Annotated in this window: 15 protein-coding genes and 1 pseudogene; 9 read left to right on the plus strand and 7 right to left on the minus strand. The window is 63.6% G+C overall.

What is annotated here, in order from left to right; translation table 11 throughout:
• The first annotated feature begins 40 nt into the window (after positions 1-40).
• Positions 41-874, plus strand: coding sequence for a taurine dioxygenase (tauD, locus tag OGL93_RS05805; RefSeq protein WP_263261428.1), 834 nt, complete (start codon positions 41-43; stop codon positions 872-874).
• Positions 875-938: 64 nt separating this feature from the next.
• Positions 939-1,943: a hypothetical protein gene (locus OGL93_RS05810; protein WP_263261429.1), complete on the plus strand. Its 1,005-nt coding sequence runs from the start codon at positions 939-941 to the stop codon at positions 1,941-1,943.
• Between the two features lie 144 nt (positions 1,944-2,087).
• Here OGL93_RS05810 and betT read toward each other — a convergent pair whose 3' ends face one another.
• Both betT and epsC read right to left on the minus strand, forming a co-directional pair.
• On the minus strand, positions 2,088-4,052 hold the full coding sequence (betT, locus tag OGL93_RS05815; protein WP_263261431.1) for a choline transporter BetT: 1,965 nt from the start codon (positions 4,050-4,052) through the stop codon (positions 2,088-2,090).
• A gap of 200 nt (positions 4,053-4,252) precedes the next feature.
• Positions 4,253-5,200 (minus strand): serine O-acetyltransferase EpsC, encoded by a 948-nt coding sequence (gene epsC / locus OGL93_RS05820; RefSeq protein WP_263261433.1) that lies wholly within the window; start codon positions 5,198-5,200, stop codon positions 4,253-4,255.
• 208 nt (positions 5,201-5,408) lie between these two features.
• Between epsC and OGL93_RS05825 the strand changes: the two genes are divergently transcribed.
• From OGL93_RS05825 to OGL93_RS05855, 7 genes and pseudogenes are all read left to right on the plus strand, one after another.
• Entirely contained in the window at positions 5,409-6,407 is a 999-nt protein-coding gene (locus OGL93_RS05825) for a D-cysteine desulfhydrase (protein WP_263261435.1), read from the plus strand.
• Between the two features lie 26 nt (positions 6,408-6,433).
• The gene (tcyJ, locus tag OGL93_RS05830; protein WP_263261437.1) at positions 6,434-7,225 is read left to right on the plus strand and encodes a cystine ABC transporter substrate-binding protein; all 792 of its coding nucleotides are present in this window, start codon (positions 6,434-6,436) and stop codon (positions 7,223-7,225) included.
• A complete protein-coding gene (gene tcyL, locus OGL93_RS05835) occupies positions 7,222-7,890 on the plus strand; it encodes a cystine ABC transporter permease (protein ID WP_263261439.1) in 669 nt (222 codons plus the stop codon). Before tcyJ ends, tcyL begins: the two co-directional genes overlap by 4 nt.
• Before the next feature lie 3 nt (positions 7,891-7,893).
• On the plus strand, positions 7,894-8,637 hold the full coding sequence (gene tcyN, locus OGL93_RS05840) for an L-cystine ABC transporter ATP-binding protein TcyN (protein ID WP_263261441.1): 744 nt from the start codon (positions 7,894-7,896) through the stop codon (positions 8,635-8,637).
• 536 nt (positions 8,638-9,173) lie between these two features.
• Complete coding sequence (locus OGL93_RS05845) at positions 9,174-9,983, plus strand: MetQ/NlpA family ABC transporter substrate-binding protein (RefSeq protein ID WP_263261443.1); 810 nt, start codon at positions 9,174-9,176, stop codon at positions 9,981-9,983.
• Between the two features lie 96 nt (positions 9,984-10,079).
• Positions 10,080-11,108 (plus strand): annotated as a pseudogene (locus tag OGL93_RS05850) (methionine ABC transporter ATP-binding protein); the annotation flags it as partial.
• On the plus strand, positions 11,098-11,742 hold the full coding sequence (locus tag OGL93_RS05855) for a methionine ABC transporter permease (protein ID WP_263261448.1): 645 nt from the start codon (positions 11,098-11,100) through the stop codon (positions 11,740-11,742). The pseudogene OGL93_RS05850 and the gene OGL93_RS05855, both read left to right, overlap by 11 nt.
• A gap of 95 nt (positions 11,743-11,837) precedes the next feature.
• Here OGL93_RS05855 and OGL93_RS05860 read toward each other — a convergent pair whose 3' ends face one another.
• The 5 genes from OGL93_RS05860 to OGL93_RS05880 all read right to left on the minus strand — a co-directional run bounded on the left by OGL93_RS05860 (position 11,838) and on the right by OGL93_RS05880 (position 19,051).
• Positions 11,838-14,879, minus strand: coding sequence for an efflux RND transporter permease subunit (locus OGL93_RS05860; RefSeq protein WP_263261450.1), 3,042 nt, complete (start codon positions 14,877-14,879; stop codon positions 11,838-11,840).
• Entirely contained in the window at positions 14,876-15,940 is a 1,065-nt protein-coding gene (locus tag OGL93_RS05865; protein ID WP_263261452.1) for an efflux RND transporter periplasmic adaptor subunit, read from the minus strand. The genes OGL93_RS05860 and OGL93_RS05865 overlap by 4 nt, the downstream gene beginning before the upstream one ends.
• Positions 15,937-17,010, minus strand: coding sequence for an efflux RND transporter periplasmic adaptor subunit (locus tag OGL93_RS05870; RefSeq protein WP_263261453.1), 1,074 nt, complete (start codon positions 17,008-17,010; stop codon positions 15,937-15,939). Before OGL93_RS05870 ends, OGL93_RS05865 begins: the two co-directional genes overlap by 4 nt.
• 213 nt (positions 17,011-17,223) lie before the next feature.
• Positions 17,224-18,009 (minus strand): MetQ/NlpA family ABC transporter substrate-binding protein, encoded by a 786-nt coding sequence (locus OGL93_RS05875; protein WP_263261455.1) that lies wholly within the window; start codon positions 18,007-18,009, stop codon positions 17,224-17,226.
• Between the two features lie 94 nt (positions 18,010-18,103).
• A complete protein-coding gene (locus OGL93_RS05880; protein ID WP_263261456.1) occupies positions 18,104-19,051 on the minus strand; it encodes a sigma 54-interacting transcriptional regulator in 948 nt (315 codons plus the stop codon).
• Positions 19,052-19,076 lie beyond the last annotated feature (25 nt).

Below are 19,076 nucleotides of genomic sequence, written 5' to 3' on the forward strand. Positions count from 1 at the left end.
GTTTCCTTGCATTCGTATTGGTCAACCGAGCGAACTTGAAATGACACTCACCATCACCGCCCTCAACCCGGCCATCGGCGCACGGGTCGAAGGCATCGACCTTGCCAACCCGATCAGCACTGCTGAGCAACAGGCCCTGGAGCAGGCGCTGCTGGCTCACCAGGTGCTGTTCTTCCGCAACCAGCCGCTGACGCCCAAGCAACAGGCGCGCCTGGCCATGGAATTTGGCGAGCTGCACATCCACCCGATCTACCCCAACGTGCCGGAGCAACCGGAGGTGCTGGTCCTCGACACCGCGGTGACCGACGTACGCGACAATGCCATCTGGCACACCGATGTCACCTTCCTCCCCGCCCCGGCCATGGGCGCGGTACTGGCGGCCAAGCAAGTGCCGGCCTATGGCGGCGACACCCTATGGGCCAGCGGAATCGCCGCCTACGAGGCCCTTTCCGCGCCAATGCAGCGCCTGCTGGACGGACTTACCGCGACCCACGACTTCAGTAAGTCTTTCCCACTGGAGCGCTTTGGCAACACGGCCGAGGGCCTCGCGCGCTGGGAAGACACCCGGCGGCGCCATCCGCCGGTGAGCCACCCGGTGGTGCGTACGCATCCCATCAGCGGGCGCAAAGCGTTGTTCGTGAACGATGGGTTCACTACGCGCATCAACGAACTCTCCGAACAAGAGAGCGCGGCGCTGCTGCCGATGCTGTTCGCCCATGCCACCCGTCCGGAATTTACCGTGCGCTGGCAGTGGCAGGCTAACGACGTCGCCTTCTGGGACAACCGGGTGACGCAGCATTACGCGGTGGATGACTACCGCCCGGCACGCCGGGTTATGCATCGGGCGACCATTCTTGGCGACATTCCCCGTTGAACACAGCGCTTGGGTGACCCACTATTGCAGCCGACCCGCTACGGTGCACAAATGGATCCCGCTCATGACCTATCGATTGGTAACCGGTGCGTTATTGTTGCTTTGGTCGATCATTGCAGTTGCCGAAGAAGCCCAGCCCACTCAAGTATCCCCCAACTACGCCTTGGCGATGTTCGCCAACCGCCCGCTCTCTTCCTCCCCTGCGCCAGACGCAGCGGTCGAACGAGCGGTGATCATCGTTCACGGCGTGCGCCGCAATGCCCAGGACTACTTCACCGTAGGCCAGGACCTCTTGGCCGCTGCCCGGTGGCCCGAGGCAAGCACGCTGCTGCTAGCGCCAGGTTTCTTTACCGCCCGGGATCGGCCTAACGGCGCCGACTTGCCACTGTGGGATAGCAGTTGGATGCAGGGCCGCCCTTCCGTGCAGGGCCGGGTAGGCATCACGCCCTTGCAGGCGCTGGACGACTTGCTCGCCTGGGTGAGCGATGGCAAGCGTTACCCGGCGCTCAAGCAGATCGTGCTGATCGGCCATTCCGCTGGGGGGCAGCTGCTGCAACGCTATGCAGTGTTCAGTACCGCCGAGCAAGGCCTTGCCGCCCGAGGCATTCAACTGCGTTACGTGATCTCCAGCCCTTCGAGCTACCTCTACTTCGATGACCGCCGCCCATTGGGCACCACCTTCAACGAGGACGCCGTGGCGAGCTGCCCGGAGGTCAACCACTACCGTTATGGCCTCGAAGGTGTGCCGGGCTACCTGGGCGCGCAGCCGCTGGACCCGAAGCAGTTGTTCCAGCGCTATGCCAGCAAGCACATCACCTATCTGGTGGGGGCGCAGGACAACGACCCCGACCACCGCTTGCTGGACAAGTCTTGCGCGGCCGAAGCGCAAGGGGCCAACCGCTTGGAGCGCCAGCGGCAATACCTGGCCTACGAGCGCCTGCTGGGCCATGAATGGCATGCTTCGCTGGACCACTCCCAGGCAGAAGTACCCGGCGCGGGGCACAGCGCCGAGGCGTTGTATACCTCCCCGGTGGCGGTCAAGTTGCTCAATGCCGAGCTTGCCCGCTGAGCTTCACCACGCTTGGCCGGCGCCTGGCTGGGGTTGTAGGGCCAGGTGCGTGTAGCTTCCCGGGCGCTGCCCGGCCCCACAGGGTTTAGCGCTATGAGCGTCACCTTTGTGGGAGTAGGCCAAGCCTGTGGGTAGGCTGGTTATTCAGCGCACCAGATGCAGGAACTGCATGTGCCGTTCGTACTGGTCGAGGATGTCGGTGATGATCTGGTCCTTGTGGTATCCGACCAGGTCGTAATCCTGGCTGCCCTCGGCCAGGTGCACCTCGGCGCGGTAATAACGGCGGTTCTTCAGCTCACGGTTACCCATGCCGCCGCGGGCGAACGAGGGGGTGAAATAGCCTCGCATGCGCACTTGGTACACAAACGGCCGCTCCTCGCCATGGGTGACGATCAAGCTCTCCGCGCCATGGCCGGTGTCCTCTTCAACCCGTGCGTTCAGGCCCTTGCCGACGAACTCCGCGCACACGTCCTGCATGGCGGGCCGCACCGACCCTTCCATGAAGCGGTACACCTCGTCCCGGGAGGGGAAGTGCACGGCCTGGCTCAAACGCTGGCGCCAACCGCCACGGCCTTTGCCGCGGCCCGCCAGGGTGGTAGGCGCCAGCGAATAAAGCTGGGCAATGCGCCGCTGCGATTCCATGTAGAACGCCTTGTGCAGGCCCCACATCATCAACAACAGGATCAGTGAAAACGGCAGCGAGGTGAGCACCACCGCGGACTTGAGCGAATCGATGCTGCCGGCGAACAACAACCCGCCAGTGACCAGCGCGGTGGCGCTGCCCCAGAACACCCGCAGCCACTTGGGGCCGTCCTCGTCCGGGCCGCCGCCCTTGGCCGAAAGGGTAGAAAGTACCACGGTGCCGGAGTCCGCCGAGGTGACGAAGAACACGAAGCTGACGAACACCGTGACGCCGATCACCGTGCGGCTCCAAGGGTACTGTTGCAGCATCAGGTAGAGGGTTTGCGATGGGTCGGCCACCGCCGACGCCGCCAGGTTCAATACCCCATGCAATTGAATGTCCAGCGCGCTGTTAGCGAAGATGGACATCCACGCCAGGGTGAAGCCGAGCGGGATGAAGAGCACGCCGAAAACGAATTCGCGGATGGTGCGCCCACGGGAAATACGCGCGATGAACAGCCCCACGAACGGCGCCCAGGCGATCCACCAGGCCCAGTAGAAGACCGTCCAGTCCCCCAGCCAGGTGCCCGCGCTGCCATAGGCGTAGAGGTCGAAACTCTTGGCGGGCAATACCGAGAGGTAGTCCCCGATGTTCTGCACCAAGGTGTTGAGCAGGTGCTGAGTAGGGCCTGCGAACAGCACGAACAGCAGCAAGCCGCAGGCCAGCAGCATGTTCAGGTCAGACATCACCCGCACACCCTTGTCCACGCCAGACACCGCCACCAGGATCGCAGCCCCCATCATCAGGGCGATCAACCCCAGCTGAATCCATTGGTTGTGCGGCACGCCGAACAGCTGGTCCAGCCCAGCGTTGAGGTGCAGCACGCCGAAGCCCATGTCCGCGCCAAGGCCGAACACCGTGGCAATGATGCCGAAGCCGTCCACCGCATAGCCGATCGGCCCATTGATGCGTTTGCCGATCAACGGGTACAGCGCGGAGCGCAACGCCAAGGGCAGGTTATGGCGATAGGCGAAGTAGCCCAGCGCCATGCCAACGAATGCAAATACGCCCCAGCCGTGCAGCCCCCAGTGCAGGAACAGCAGCTGCATGGCCTGGCGCCCGGCCGCGGCGCTGCCGCCTTCGCCCTGGGGTGGTTGAGCGAAGTGGGTCAGCGGTTCAGACACACAGAAAAAGAACAGGGTGATGCTGATGCCTGCGGCGAAGAGCATCCCTGCCCATGACAGGTAGCTGAATTCCGGCTCGTCGTGGTCGGCGCCCAACTTGATCCGGCCGTAGCCAGACAGCGCTGTGGCTACCACGAACACTAGGTAGAGCGTCATCGCCAGCAGGTAGTACCAACCTACCGTATTGGCCGCCCAGCTCTGAGCGGACAGCAGCCAGGCACCGGCTTGGGAGGGAAACGCCAGTACTACGGCGGCGAAGAGAAGGATGGCGCCAGCGGCAAAGGCAAACACTGGCGGGTTCATACGAACAGGTGCGGGAAGACTGCTCACAGGCGGGTCGGGCCTCCGGATGAACGCAGTGTGCGAACATGTTTATGTTGAACGAGCGTTCAATTTAAGCATGATTATCCATTCAGACCAAACCGGTAGTCCCCTGCCCCTCCGGGAGGGGCCAAGTTTGCTCGCGGCCCGACGCCACCGGAAAGGCACCTCGCTACTCGCGCCTAGCGGGTGCTGCCTTCATCCTGTTGCAAGTTCGCCTGCGTCAGGTTGCTGCCTGGCGGCACGCTACGGGTCAGCCACACGTTGCCGCCGATGGTCGAGCCCTTACCGATGGTGATGCGCCCCAGAATGGTCGCGCCGGCATAGATGACCACGTCGTCCTCGACGATAGGGTGACGCGGCAGGCCCTTCTGCAAGGCGCCGTCCTCTGCCGCGGGGAAACGCTTAGCGCCGAGGGTCACCGCCTGGTAGATCCGCACACGTTCGCCAATGATGGCGGTTTCACCAATCACCACGCCGGTGCCGTGGTCGATGAAGAAGCTTGGCCCGATCTGTGCGCCTGGGTGGATATCGATACCGGTGCTGGAGTGCGCCAGCTCCGAGGCGATGCGCGCGAGCAAGGGCAAGCCGGCCTGGTACAGGTGATGGGCCAGCCGGTGGTGGATGATCGCGGTCACCCCTGGGTAGCACAACAGCACCTCGTCCACGCTGCGCGCGGCCGGGTCGCCTTGATAAGCCGCCAGTACGTCGGTGTCCAGCAACCGGCGAATGCCCGGCAACGCGGCGGCGAACGCTTGGGTCAGGCGCAGCGCGGTGGCGTCCAGTTGGTCGGCATTGCAAGGGCCGTGGCGGCCGGCATAGCGAAGCTCCAGGCGCGCCTGCGCCAGCAAGCCATTGAGGGCGGCATCGAGGGTATGGCCCACGTAGAAGTCTTCGCTTTCTTCGCGCAGGTCTACCGGCCCCAGGCGCATCGGAAACAGCGCTCCACACAGTTGCTCCAGAAGGTCCGCCATCGCCTCGCGGGAGGGTAATTCGCGGCCGCCGTTGGAACCGCAACTGCGGCCGTTCTGCCGGCGCCACTGCTCACGCGCGGCACGCAGCTCACCGACAATGTTGTTTAATTGCCAATGGCCACCGTCCCGGCCTGCCCCTTGCCCATTCTCGCTCACGGTACCTTCTCCTGCATTGACGACGCGCGCACGGCGCCGCTCCGGCGCCCACTGTACGGGAAATTCCGTGGCTTAAAAAATAACCCTTTTTGCGTGCGAGTTCGCCAAGTGGCATAAGCGAACCGTTGCTCACAACGCGGTTCAGAACGTATTGCCTGGCCGTGGTGCCATGCCTATAGTCGCGGTTCGGCCACCTATCGGAAAATTCATGATCACCGAGCAGCTCTCCCGTTTCGCCCGCCTGGACCTGATGCCGACCGCGACTCCGCTGGAAAAGCTCGAACGGCTCTCGGCCTGGGTTGAGCGTGACATCTACATCAAGCGCGACGACCTCACCCCATTGGCGCTAGGTGGCAACAAGCTGCGCAAGCTCGAATACCTGGCCGCCGATGCCCTGGCTCAAGGCGCCGATACATTGGTAACCGCTGGCGCGATCCAGAGCAACCACGTGCGCCAGACTGCCGCGCTGGCTGCGCGCCTAGGCCTGGCCTGCTTCGCTCTGCTGGAAAACCCCACCGGCACGGATAACCCCGATTACTTAGGTAACGGTAACCGCCTGCTGCTGGACCTGTTCGAGGCGCGGGTCGAGCTGGTCGAAAACCTGGACAACGCCCAAGAAAAGCTTGAGGCCCTGGCGGCGCGGCTGCGCACCGCAGGCAAGCAGCCGTACATCGTGCCCATCGGCGGCTCCAGCCCCGTAGGCGCGCTGGGTTACGTGCGCGCCGGGCTGGAACTAGCGCAGCAGATCGAGGCCAGCGGCGTAGCGTTTTCCGCCGTGGTGCTGGCCAGCGGCAGCGCCGGCACCCACGCCGGCCTTGCCCTGGCACTGAGCGAACGCCTGCCGCAGCTGCCTGTCATTGGGGTGACCGTCTCCCGCGACGAAGATCAGCAACGGCCGAAGGTGCAACACTTGGCTGAAGCCACCGCGGCGCTGCTTGAAGTACCGCTGCCCGCCGCGTTCAAGGTTCGCCTGTGGGACGAATACTACGCGCCACGCTACGGCGAGCCGAACGCCGGCGGCCTTGCCGCGATCAAACTGCTCGCCGCCCAGGAAGGCATCCTGCTGGACCCGGTCTACACCGGCAAAGCCATGGCCGGGCTGCTCGACGGCGTTGGCCGGCAGCGGTTCGAGGACGGCCCGATTCTGTTTTTGCATACCGGAGGCGCGCCCGCGCTCTTCGCCTACACCGATGCCTGGTCAGCCTGACCTTCCCCTACAAAAAGGATATTTCCATGCGTTTGAGCGCTTTGCGTCGCCACCTTGCCTTCACCACCCTTGCCCTGGCCACCGCCTTTGGTGCCCAGGCCCAGGCCAGCGGCCAACTTCAGCAAATCAAGGACAACGGCGCGATCAAGGTGGGCCTTGAAGGCACCTACCCGCCGTTCAGCTATGTCGATGAACAAGGCAAGCTGACCGGCTTCGAGGTGGAGCTGTCGCAAGCGCTGGCCAAGGAGCTAGGCGTCAAGGCAGACATCCAGCCAACCAAATGGGACGGTATCCTGGCGGCGCTGGAGTCCAAGCGGCTGGATGTGGTGATCAACCAAGTGACCATCTCCGAAGAGCGCAAGAAGAAATACGATTTCTCCGTGCCCTACACCGTGTCGGGTATTCAAGCGCTGACCCGCAAGGCCGATGCGGCATCCATCACCAAGGCCGACGACCTTGCCGGCAAAAAAGTTGGCGTGGGCCTGGGCACCAACTACGAGCAATGGCTCAAGGAAAACCAGCCCAAGGCGGACGTACGCACCTATGAAGACGACCCGACCAAATTCCAGGACCTGATGAATAAGCGCATCGACGCCATTCTCGTAGACCGCCTGGCCGCGCTGGATACCGTGAAAAAAACCGGTGACAAGTTGGCTGTCGCTGGCCCGGCCTTCTCTCGCCAGGAAGCGGGCATCGCGGTGCGCAAAGGTGAACCGGAGCTGCTCAAGGCCATTGACGACGCCCTGGCCAAGCTGCGTAAGGATGGCACCCTAGCCCAGCTGTCGCAGAAGTGGTTCGGCGCTGACGTGACCCAATGAATCAAGACAGCCTGCGCGTCGCCCTGGAGTCGTTGCCGTTCCTGCTCCAGGGCGCTTGGTTCACTGTAATTCTCAGCTTGGGCGGGATGTTCTTCGGGCTAGTGCTGGGGTTTGTGCTGGCGCTGATGCGCCTATCGCGCCTGGCGTTGGTGCGCGGCGTGGCCCGGGTGTACGTGTCGTTCTTTCGAGGCACGCCGCTGCTGGTGCAGCTGTTCCTCATCTATTACGGCCTGCCGTCCATAGGGCTCGAGCTGAGCCCCTTGGCTGCGGCGCTGATCGGCTTTTCGCTGAACATGGCGGCCTATGCGTGCGAAATCCTGCGAGCGGCGATCAGCTCCATCGATCGCGGGCAGTGGGAAGCCGCCGCCAGCATCGGCATGACCCGGGCACAAACCCTGCGGCGTACCATCCTGCCGCAGGCGGCGCGCACGGCGTTGCCGCCGTTGGGCAACAGCTTCATCTCACTGGTGAAGGACACCGCCTTGGCCGCGACCATCCAGGTGCCGGAGCTGTTCCGCCAAGCGCAGCTGGTCACCGCACGGACCTTCGAAATCTTTGCCATGTACCTGACGGCAGCACTGATCTATTGGGTGCTGGCAACCATCCTTGCCCACTTCCAGCATCGCCTGGAACGCCGGGCTAACCGCCACGACCTGGAGCGCTGAGCAATGATTGTGGTGGAGCACCTCACCAAGCGATTCAACGACACCACCGTGCTGGACAGCATCGACCTCACCGTTACCGAAGGCGAGGTCGTTGCCATCATTGGGCCGAGCGGCTCGGGCAAAACGACCTTCCTGCGCTGCCTCAACCTGCTGGAAACCCCCACGTCCGGGCAGATCCACATGGGCGAGGTCAAGATCGATGCCGACCAACCCATCGCCCGGCAGCAGGCAGACGTGCGGCGCTTGCGCCAGCAAGTGGGCTTCGTGTTCCAAAACTTCAACCTCTTCCCCCACCGCACCGCCCTGGAAAACGTTATCGAGGGGCCTGTGGTGGTAAAGAAGATGCCCTTGGCAGAGGCTCAGGCGCTTGGCCGCTCGCTATTGGCCAAGGTGGGCCTGGCGGGCAAGGAAGATGCCTACCCGCGCCGGCTCTCGGGTGGGCAACAGCAACGCGTGGCCATTGCACGAGCGCTGGCGATGGAGCCACAGGTCATCCTGTTCGACGAGCCGACGTCCGCGTTGGACCCTGAACTCGTTGGCGAGGTGCTGGCGACCATCCGCGGCCTGGCGGAAGAAAAACGCACCATGATCATCGTGACTCACGAAATGGGCTTCGCCAGGGATGTGGCCAACCGGGTGATCTTCTTCGACAAGGGCCGCATCGTTGAACAGGGCGAACCCAAGGCACTGTTCGCCTCGCCGCAGCATGAGCGCACACGGCAGTTTCTGGGGAAGTTCCTGGGCTAGCACGCCCCGCCGCTACAGGTGGGCAAGCCCCCATCGCGGGCAAGCCCAGCTCCTTGCCCTGGGAGCGGCGCCTGCCGCTCCGTAGCAGCACGGCTTGCCGGCGACCCGCCGTTACACGGTGGCAAGCCCATCTCGGAAAGCCCAGCTGCTACCACTGGAAGCAGCCCCTGGCCCCGTAGCAGCACAGCTTGGCGGCAACCCGCCGTTACCCGGTGGCAAGCCCATCTCGGAAAAGCCCAGCTGCTACCACTGGAAGCAGCCCCTGGCCCCGTAGCAGCACAGCTTGGCGGCAACCCGCCGTTACCCGGTGGCAAGCCCATCTCGGAAAGCCCAGCTGCTACCACTGGAAGCAGCGCCTGGCCCCGTAGCCGCACGGCGGCCTGGCGCCAGGAATGGCAAGCCAGCCAAATCGTCTAACCAAAGCAGAAACAGTTATTTCAAAATCTATTTAAGCTCCTTTAGCTTATAACGACCGGACCACCGGACCATCACACGCCTGCCGCCTTCGAGCGGCGTTTATTTTTCGTGAGGACGGTATGGCTCGCTCTTCCCTGTTTACCCCTGTGCGCTTGCTGTTATTGAGCGCTAGCCTGCTGGCCAGCGGCGTTCATGCCGCGGACGCGCCGTTGAAAGTCGGCACCACCGCCGCTTTCGCCATTCCCCTGGAAGCCGCTGTGGCCGAAGCCGACAAGCAAGGGCTGAAGGTCGAGCTGGTGGAATACACCGACTGGATTGCCCCGAACGTTAGCCTCGCGGCCGGCGATATCGACGTGAACTACTTCCAGCACATTCCTTTCCTGGAAAACGCCAAGCAGGCGGCAGGCTTTGACCTGGTGCCCTACGCTCCCGGGATCATCAACAACGTAGGGCTGTACTCGAAGAAATTCAAAAGCTTCAACGACCTGCCCCAAGGCGCTTCGGTGGCGATCGCCAACGACCCGATCAACAGTGGTCGCGGCCTGCAGCTGCTGGCCAAGGCGGGCTTGATCGAGCTCAAACCTGGCGTGGGCTACAAGGCGACCGAGGATGACATCGTCAGCAACCCGAAGAAGCTCAAGATCCTGCAGGTCGAAGCGGTGCAGTTGGTGCGCGCCTATGACGACGCCGACCTGGTGCAGGGCTACCCAGCGTATATCCGCCTGGCCAAGACGTTCGATCCTGAGTCGGCGCTGCTGTTCGACGGCCTGGACCATCCCGAATACGTGATTCAGTTCGTGATCCAGCCGAAGAACAAGAACGACCCACGCCTGGCCAAGTTCATCGACATCTACCAGCACTCGCCGGTGGTCAAGGCGGCCTTGGACAAGTCCTTGGGTACGCTCTACCAACCCGGCTGGAAGGGGTAAACCATGACCGCACCGTCGCTGCGCTTGATTACCGACGCCCCCGCACTGGCTACCTCGCTGCCACTGGCCAGCGATGCCCAACCGCCCGCGCCGCATATCCGCCTGCGCGGGATCAGCAAGGTCTACCAAGGGGCGCAGGGGCCGGTGCAGGCGCTCAGCGACATTGACCTGGACATCCACCGTGGCGAGGTCTTCGGAATCATCGGCCGCAGCGGTGCGGGCAAATCCTCGCTGATACGGATCCTGAACCGGCTGGAGACCCCAACCCAGGGCCAGGTGCTGCTGGACCAGGTCAACCTCGGCGAAGTCAACGAAGACCGGCTGGTGGAACTGCGCCGGGGCATCGGGATGATCTTCCAACACTTCAACCTGATGTCGGCGAAAACCGTCGCGCAGAACGTGGAGCTGCCGCTGAAAGTGGCTGGTGTTTCCCGCGCCATTCGCCAGCGCAAGGTGCGTGAGTTGCTAGCCCTCGTGGGCCTTGAAGGCAAGCACAGCGCCTACCCCGCGCAGCTTTCCGGCGGCCAGAAGCAGCGCGTGGGCATCGCCCGTGCGTTAGTACATGACCCCGCGGTATTGCTCTGCGACGAAGCCACCTCCGCGCTAGACCCCGAAACCACGGCGTCGATCCTGGCGCTGCTGCGCGACATCAACCAGCGCCTACGGCTGACCATCGTGCTGATCACCCACGAAATGGCAGTGATCCGCGAGATCTGCGACCGGGTGGTGGTGCTCGAGCAAGGCCGCATCGTCGAGCAAGGGCCGGTGTGGCAGGTGTTCGGAGACCCTCGCCACGAGGTCAGCCGCACCCTGCTCGCCCCGCTGCAGCATGCTTTGCCCGCCGCCTTGCTAGCGCGCTTGCGCCCGGTGCCGGAAAGCGGTGCGGCCTTGGTGCTGGCGCTGCGCTTCAGTGGGGCCTCGGCCGAAGAACCAGACCTGTCTGGGCTGTTCCACGCCCTGGGCGGCCACGTGCGGCTGCTGCAAGGCGGCATCGAACAGATTCAAGGCCGTGCCTTGGGGCAGTTGGTGATCTCGGTCGCGCAGTCGCCGCTAGAACATTCGCAGTTGATCGAGCGTGCAGGCCGCTGGGCGCAGAACGTGGAGGTGTTGGGTTATGTGGTTTGAACGGTTGCTGCAAGGGGCGCTGGATACCCTGTTGATGGTCGGGCTGTCATCGCTGATCGCCCTGCTGGTGGGCATCCCCATGGCGGTGATCCTGGTGACCAGCGACCGCGGCGGCATCTTCGAGGCGCCGCTGGTGAACCGTCTGCTGGGCGGGTTCGTGAACCTGTTCCGGTCCATCCCCTTCCTAATCCTGATGGTCGCCTTGATCCCCTTCACCCGCTGGATCGTCGGCACTACCTATGGGGTGTGGGCCGCCGTGGTGCCGCTGACCCTGGCGGCCACACCGTTCTTTGCGCGGATCGCCGAAGTGAGCCTGCGCGAGGTCGACCATGGTTTGGTCGAGGCCGCGCAAGCCATGGGTTGCCGGCGCTGGCACATCGTTTGGCACGTGCTGCTGCCCGAAGCGCGGCCGGGCATCGTCGGCGGGTTCACCATCACCTTGGTCACCATGATCAACAGCTCGGCGATGGCCGGCGCGGTGGGCGCTGGCGGCCTGGGCGACATCGCCTACCGCTATGGCTATCAACGCTTCGATACCCAGGTGATGCTGACGGTGATCGTGCTGCTGGTTGCCCTGGTCGGGGTCATTCAGCTGGGCGGCGACAAGCTCGCGCAGCGCTTGAACAAGCGCTAGAGGCTGGACCTTGTTCGCAAGCTTTGCCCACTCCCACCGCGTGTTGCAGGCCACTGCGTCGAGCCCTGTGGGAGTAGGCGCCAGCCTGCGAATAGCTACTCCTTGATCCGGTACCACGCTACATACAACGCCGGCAGGAACAGCAACGTCAGCAGCGTGGCGCTGATGATGCCGCCAATCATGGCGTAGGCCATCGGCCCCCAGAACACTTCACGGGCGATGGGGATCATGCCCAAGCTCGCGGCGGCGGCGGTCAGCAGGATCGGCCGGCGCCGATGCTGGGTCGCCTCCACCACCGCATCCCAAGGCTTGTAACCATCGCGCTCGAAGATGTCGATCTGGGTCACCAGGATCACCGAGTTGCGGATGATGATGCCAATCAGCGCCAGCACTCCAAGGATCGCCACGAAGCCTAGCGGCGTGCCCGTGGGCACCAGCGCCACCACCACCCCGATCAGCCCCAGCGGCGCCACGCTGGCGACCAGGAACATCTTCTGCACGCTATGCAGCTGAATCATCAGGAAAGTCGCCATCAGGAACAGCATCAGCGGCACCACATGCGCGATCGGCCCCTGTGCTTTGCCACTTTCCTCGACAGTACCGCCAGTGGTGACCTTGTAGCCAGGCGGCAGCTCTTGGGAGAACCGGTCGATATCGGGCTTTAGCTGGGCAACCAGGTCCGTGGGCTGCATCTGGTCACGCACGGCGGCCTTGAGCGTCACCGTGGGCAGGCGGTCGCGCCGCCATACCAGCGGCTGCTCCAGCTCGTAGCGCACTGTGGCGAACGACAGCAGCGGGATGGACACGCCACTTGGCGTGACGATCTGCAGGTTTTGCAGGGTGTCTGGCGAGTTGCGTTCAGCGTCTTCGGCGCGGCCGACCACGTTCACCAGGTAGATGTCATCGTTTACCTGGGTGATGGGCGCCCCGGTAACGATGGTATTCATCAGCTTGGCTACGTCTTCGGAAGACAACCCCAGCTGGCGTGCACGGTCTTGCGCGATGTCGATGCGCAGCACCTTGCCCGGCTCGTTCCAGTCGAAAATCATGTCGCCCACATGGGGGTTCTGGTCGAGCAACGTGGCAAGGTCGATGGCATGCCGGCGCACTTCGTCGAGGTCACGCCCGCTGACCCGGTATTGCAGCGGCCGGCCTACCGGCGGGCCCATTTCCAGCGGCTGCACATAGGTGCCAATGCCTACGAAGTCTTTGCGCAGCCGTTCCCGCAGGCGTTCGGCCAGGGCGCCACGTTCTTCCAGGCCCTTGCTGACGATCACCAGCTGGGCGTAGTAGGGGTTTTGCAGTTGCTGGTCCAGCGGCAGGTAAAAGCGGATCGCGCCTTGGCCGATGTAGGTGCTCCAGCGCAGGATGTCTGGGTCGTCCTTGATAATGGCTTCGAGCTTGTCCACGGCGCGGGTGGTTTCATGGATCGATGCGTTCTGCGGCAGGTTCAGGTCCACCAGCAGCTCGGGCCGGTCCGAGGACGGGAAGAACTGGTTCTGCACGAAGCGCATGCAAAACAGCGCCAGGGCGAAGATCAACAGCGTGCCGATGATGGTCAGCCAACGGTGGCGCATGCACGCCACCAAGGCGCCGTTGAAGGCGCGGCCCACGCGCCCAGGCTCCTCCGAATGATGCTTGCCCGCCTTCTCGGTAAGAATGTGCACACCGATGACCGGGGCGAAGAACACCGCCACTACCCAAGACACCAACATGGCAATGGCAATCACCGCGAACAGCGTGAAGGTGTACTCGCCGGCAGAGCTGGCGTTCAGGCCGATGGGGGTGAAGCCTGCCACGGTGACCAGGGTCCCGGTCAGCATGGGGAACGCCGTGGAGGTATAGGCGAAGGTCGCCGCTTTCTCGCGGCTGTCACCCAGCTCCAATCGGGTGACCATCATCTCCACCGTGATCATGGCGTCATCCACCAGCAGGCCGAGGGCGATGATCAATGCACCAAGGGAAATCCGCTGCATGGTGATGCCGCTGTACTCCATGAACACGAAGACCATGGCCAGCACCAGCGGGATCGAACAGGCCACCACGAGCCCGGCGCGGATACCCAGGCTGACGAAGCTCACCACCATCACGATGACCACCGCCTCGAACAGCGCGCTGGTGAACCCGCCGACGGCTTTTTCCACCACCGCCGCCTGGTCGGACACCGTATGCACGCCCACGCCCACGGGCAGTTCGGCGGTCAGTTCGGTCATGCGCCCGTGCAGCGCCTTGCCGAACTCCTGGATGTTGCCACCATCGCGCATCGCCACGGCGAGGCCGATGGCGGGCTGGCCATTGAAGCGGAACAACGGCGCCGGCGGCTCGGCGTAGCCTCGGGTGATGTCTGCCACATCGGCCAGCCGATAGAAACGGTCGTTCACTCGCAGGTTGAGCTCGCGCAGGTCCGCCTCAGAATGAAACTGCCCCGTGGTGCGTACCGAAATGCGCTCAGGGCCGGCTTCGATAACCCCCGCCGGAGTCACCGCGTTCTGCGCTTGCAGTGCCTGTACCACCTGGCGTTGGTCCAGCCCAAGGGCCGCCAGCTTGCGGGTCGAGAAGTTGAGGTAGATGACCTCGTCCTGGGCGCCGATCATCTCTACCTTGCCCAGGTTATCCACCTGGCGGATGCCGGCCCGTACCTGCTCCACGTAGTCGCGCAGCTGGCGCATGCTCAGGCCGTCGGCGGTGAAGGCATAGATGGAGCCGAACACGTCACCGAACTCATCATTGAACGCCGGGCCCTGCAGACCCTGGGGGAAGTCGCCGCGGATGTCGTCGATCTTCTTGCGCACCTCATACCAGATGTGCGGAATGGCCCCGGCCTTGGTGGTATCGCGCAGGTACACGAACACCGTGGACTCGCCCGGGCGCGTGTAGCTCTTGGTGTAGTCCAGGGCATCGAGCTCTTCGAGCTTCTTCTCGATGCGATCGGTGACCTGCTTGAGGGTTTCGTCCTGGGTCGCGCCGGGCCAGCGGGTCTGGATCACCATGGTTTTGATGGTGAATGCAGGGTCTTCCTCGCGGCCCAGCTTCATGTAGGAAAACACGCCCATCAGCAAGGCGACGAACATCAGGTACCAAACGAACGACTGATGCCGCAGTGCCCAGTCCGAGAGGTTGAACTTACTGCCGCTCATTGGCCCTTCCCTTGGTCATTTTTGATCTGCTGCCCCGGTTTGAGGCTGTTGAGCCCGGCCACCACCACACGCTCACCCGGGTGCACGCTGGCGTCGACGATGGCCGTTTCGCTTTTACGCTCAAGCACCTTCACCGGCCTTGGCGCCACGGTGTGCGCCTGCTCGTCGATGACCCACACCCGGGTTTGCCCTTCAGCGTCTTGCAAGGCGCGCAGCGGTAGTTCACCACGCAGCTCAACGCGCCGGCTTACGGCAACGCTGATAGCCGTGCCCAGGCGCAGGCCGGGCGGCGTGTTGGCGAGGCTCAGGCGCACTTGGCGGGTACGGGTGGCGCTGTTGGCCTGGGGCTCGATCTCGCGCAGGGTCGCATGGGTGGCGGCGGTTGGGTCCAGCTGCGCCTGCACATAAAAGTCCAGGCCGGGGGCCAGTTCCTCGACCAGCGAAGCCGGCAGGTCGATCACCGCCTCCTTCACATCCGGCCGCGCCAGGGTGACCACTTCCTGGCCAGCGGCGACTACCTGGCCAGCCTCGGCGCTCAAGGCAGTGACGATCGCATCATGGTCGGCGCGCAGTTCGCTGTAATCGAGCTGGTCGCGTGCCTGGCTGGCGGCAGCCTTGGCCTGCTCAAGCGAGGCACGGGAGGTTTTCAGGTCTGCCGTGGCGCGGTCCAGCTGCGCCGCCGAGCCCACCCCGCGGTCGAACAACTCCTGTTGGCGCCGGCTGTTGGCCTGGGCATTGATCCACTGCGCCTCAACCCGGCTGAGGTCGCCTTCACGCGAGCGCAGCTGGTTCTGTTGATCGGTAGGGTCGAGCACCGCCAGCAAGTCCCCTTGCTTGACCTCGTCGCCTACATCCACCAGGCGGCGAGCGATGCGCCCGCTCACCCGAAAACCCAGAGTGCTTTGGTAGCGGGGTTCGATATTGCCGGCAAACCGGCCCAGCTCTTGCTGATCCACCGCCACCACAGTAGCGGACAGCACCGGGCGTATGGGCTCGGGGGGCGGTGCGTCATCCGAGCAGCCGGCGAGCAATACCAGCGGCAGTGCAAACCAGCGCTTCATTGCCCAGCCTCCTCGGCGACTTCGACCTGCATGTCTGGGTGCAGCAATTGACCACCGGCGATCACCACCCGGTCGCCACTCGCCAGGCCGTCGGTGATCACCACCTTGGCGGTGAGGTACCGCCCCACGGTGACCTTGTGCAGGCTCACCTTGTCGTCCTTGAGCAGCCACACCGCGGGGTCATGCATGTCCTTGGTGAGCGCCGACCAGGGCAGCTCCACCGCTGGCTTGGACGGCGCCGTCAACGATCCGCTGACCACTGACCCCAAGTGCATGCGCGGTGGCAGGGCGGCGAGCGCCACCTTCACCTGCAAGGTGCCGGTTTGCGCAGACACCGTAGGGGTGACTTCGCGCACCTTGCCCTGCACGGTCACACTGGGGTCTTCGAGCAAGCGCACGGTGATGGGGGCATCGCCGGCCGGCTGCACGAACAAGGCTTCGTAGACGTTGAACACGGCGTCGCGCTCACCGTCGCGGGCGAGGCTGAACATCGGCTGGGTCGCCTGCACCACCTGCCCTACTTCAGCCTGGCGGGCGGTGATGACGCCAGCAGCCTCGGCCACCAGATCGGTGTAGCCCAACTGTTCGCGCGCGTTGGCCAGCTGCGCGCGGGCCGCAGCCAGCGCGCTCTGACTGCTGCGCAACGCAGCTTGCGCGGAATCGTATTCGCTGCGGCTGGTGTAGCCCTTGGGCAGCAGCTTGGCCTGGCGGTCGAACGCCGCGCTGGCCTGGCTGACACGAGCCTGCTCAGCGGCGGCGGCAGCGACGGCCGAGTCCACATTGGTTTGCAGGTCTTTCGGGTCCAGCCGGGCCAACACCTGACGCGGGCTGACCCGGTCCCCTACGTCGACCATTCGCTGGATGATCTTGCCCCCCACGCGGAACGAAAGCTGCGTCTGCACCCGTGCCTGGACGTCGCCGGTCACCTCGACCCGTGGGGCGAACTCACTGGCCTGTACGGTTTGCACGCTCACCCGACGCCGCTCGGGCTGCGAGGCAGGCTTTTCGCCACAGCCGCACAGCATCGCCAACAGCACCCAGGCCGTCCCTTTCCTCCACGCGCGTGTCATGCACACTCCCTTTGCACGGAAAAACCAAGGTTGCGACTGTAACCGATTGTGAAGGTTTCGGGGATCAGGACGATGCAGGCGCCATGCTTTGCATGCGCGGGGGAAGTGTTGAGCGCATGCGAAGCATGGCACATACAAGCAAATGTGAAACCAGAAGGGGAAAAGCCGGGAAGACCATTGGAAAAGGGGCGATCGCTCGCCCCTTTTTACACTTTAGAACGCCGGCAATACCGCGCCGTTGTATTTCTTCTCGATGAAAGCCTTCACTTCAGGCGAAGTCAGTGCCTTGGCGAGCTTCTGGATGGCGTCGCTGTCTTTGTTGTCTGGGCGGGCAACCAGGAAGTTCACGTAAGGCGAATCGCTGCCCTCGATAACCAGCGCGTCTTTAGCAGGGTTCAGGCCGGCTTCCAGTGCGTAGTTGGTGTTGATCAGGTCCAGGTCAACTTCGTTCAGCACGCGCGGCAGCATGGCCGATTCCAGCTCCTTGAACTTCAGATGTTTCGGGTTCTCGGCGATGTCCTTGGGCGTGGCCAAGGCGTTTTTCGGGTCCTTCAGGGTGATCAAGCCAGCTTTTTGCAACAGCAGCAGGGCACGGCCGCTGTTGCTGCCCTCGTTCGGCAGGGCCACGGTAGCGCCGTCCTTGAGCTCAGACAGGCTTTTGACTTTCTTCGAGTAACCGCCGAAGGGTTCTACGTGAACGCCGATTACGGTCACCAGATGGGTGCCTTTACCGTCGTTGAAGTTCTTCAGGTACGGTTCGGTCTGGAAGTAGTTGGCATCCAGGCGCTTCTGGTCGACTTGCACGTTGGGCTGCACGTAGTCGGTAAAGACCTTGATCTCCAGGTCCACGCCTTCCTTGGCCAAGGTCGGCTTGATCAGCTCGAGGATTTCGGCGTGAGGAATCGGGGTGGCCGCGACCACCAGTTTTTCGCCAGCGTGAGTGAAGCCAGCAACAGACAGCGCAGCGGCAAATGCCGAAAACAGTAGAGCCTTTTTCATCGGTGATCCTTGTTTATCAATGTGCCAGCACTCTGGCATGCCGAGGACAATACTCAATTGGCTTATGCCAATGAAATACCTTTTTTCTAGTTGCTTATGAATTTTTGTCAGGTTGGTCGGTATAACGGCCAATAAGGGCCAGGGCTGCCTCCTTATCTTCTCCGCTAAGTCCCTCCAGGCACAGCGCCAATTGGCGCTCCAGGGCGGCAAGATGGTTGCTCACGCCTGCCTGGTTCAGATGCTCCGGCAAAATGTCTGCGCCTTCACTGACCAGCAGCGCGAAATGCACCACGTTTTCCAACTCCCGGGTGTTGCCTGGCCAGGCATGGGTGCGCAGCAAGCGGGCCGCAGCTTCGCTGAAGGTCGGCACCGGCAAGCCCAGCCGCTGGCTGTATACGCCAAGGAAGTATTCGGCCAGAGACAGGATGTCACCGGGCCGCTCGCGCAGGGCGGGCAGCTCCAGCCGGCCCTCGTCGAGGTAACGCCACAGCCGCTCGTTGAATTTCCCCGCCGCCACTGCGCGGCTCAAGTCTATGCTCGATGCTGCTACCAGGCGTACGTCCACCGGCGTGGGCTGGGCCGCCCCTAGCCGCACTACCTCATGGTTTTCCAGCGCTTCGAGCAGGGCCGCCTGGATTGGCAAAGGCAGGTCGGCGATTTCATCCAAGTAGAGGGTGCCGCCGTTGGCAGAGCCGAACCAGCCGGCGCGGCTGGCGGCCGAACCGGACCACGCACCGGGCGCATGGCCGAATAGCTCGGCCTGCGCGTAAGTCGGGCTCAGGGCGCCGCAATTGACTGAAACGAACAACCCAGGGCGGTCGCTGGCCTTGTGCAGGTGCCGCGCCAACAGCTCCTTGCCAGTACCCGTTTCGCCGTGGATCAGCACCGGTAAAGCACTAGGCGCCAGGGCCTGCATGCGTTCGCGCAAATGCTGTGAGCGCGGATCGACGAACACCAACGCCTTGGCGCGAATGCTCAAGGGGCTGCGGTCAGCATCAGGAAAGGTCAGCAGCGGCTGGCCTGAGGTGGCACTAAAAGGCATTGTCTACTCCCGCCCCGCCATCGCG

It is taken from the genome of Pseudomonas sp. RIT-PI-S (assembly GCF_025642975.1).
Lineage (GTDB): Bacteria > Pseudomonadota > Gammaproteobacteria > Pseudomonadales > Pseudomonadaceae > Aquipseudomonas.

Coding starts and splice junctions, on each gene's coding strand:
- OGL93_RS05825 (WP_263261435.1), top strand. CDS start 5,409: ATGATCACCGAGCAGCTCTCCCGTTTCGCCCGCCTGGACCTGATGCCG.
- tcyJ (WP_263261437.1), top strand. CDS start 6,434: ATGCGTTTGAGCGCTTTGCGTCGCCACCTTGCCTTCACCACCCTTGCC.
- OGL93_RS05870 (WP_263261453.1), bottom strand. CDS start 17,010: ATGACACGCGCGTGGAGGAAAGGGACGGCCTGGGTGCTGTTGGCGATG.
- OGL93_RS05860 (WP_263261450.1), bottom strand. CDS start 14,879: ATGAGCGGCAGTAAGTTCAACCTCTCGGACTGGGCACTGCGGCATCAG.
- tcyN (WP_263261441.1), top strand. CDS start 7,894: ATGATTGTGGTGGAGCACCTCACCAAGCGATTCAACGACACCACCGTG.
- tcyL (WP_263261439.1), top strand. CDS start 7,222: ATGAATCAAGACAGCCTGCGCGTCGCCCTGGAGTCGTTGCCGTTCCTG.
- tauD (WP_263261428.1), top strand. CDS start 41: ATGACACTCACCATCACCGCCCTCAACCCGGCCATCGGCGCACGGGTC.
- OGL93_RS05855 (WP_263261448.1), top strand. CDS start 11,098: ATGTGGTTTGAACGGTTGCTGCAAGGGGCGCTGGATACCCTGTTGATG.
- OGL93_RS05810 (WP_263261429.1), top strand. CDS start 939: ATGACCTATCGATTGGTAACCGGTGCGTTATTGTTGCTTTGGTCGATC.
- OGL93_RS05880 (WP_263261456.1), bottom strand. CDS start 19,051: ATGCCTTTTAGTGCCACCTCAGGCCAGCCGCTGCTGACCTTTCCTGAT.
- OGL93_RS05875 (WP_263261455.1), bottom strand. CDS start 18,009: ATGAAAAAGGCTCTACTGTTTTCGGCATTTGCCGCTGCGCTGTCTGTT.
- betT (WP_263261431.1), bottom strand. CDS start 4,052: ATGAACCCGCCAGTGTTTGCCTTTGCCGCTGGCGCCATCCTTCTCTTC.
- OGL93_RS05845 (WP_263261443.1), top strand. CDS start 9,174: ATGGCTCGCTCTTCCCTGTTTACCCCTGTGCGCTTGCTGTTATTGAGC.
- OGL93_RS05865 (WP_263261452.1), bottom strand. CDS start 15,940: ATGAAGCGCTGGTTTGCACTGCCGCTGGTATTGCTCGCCGGCTGCTCG.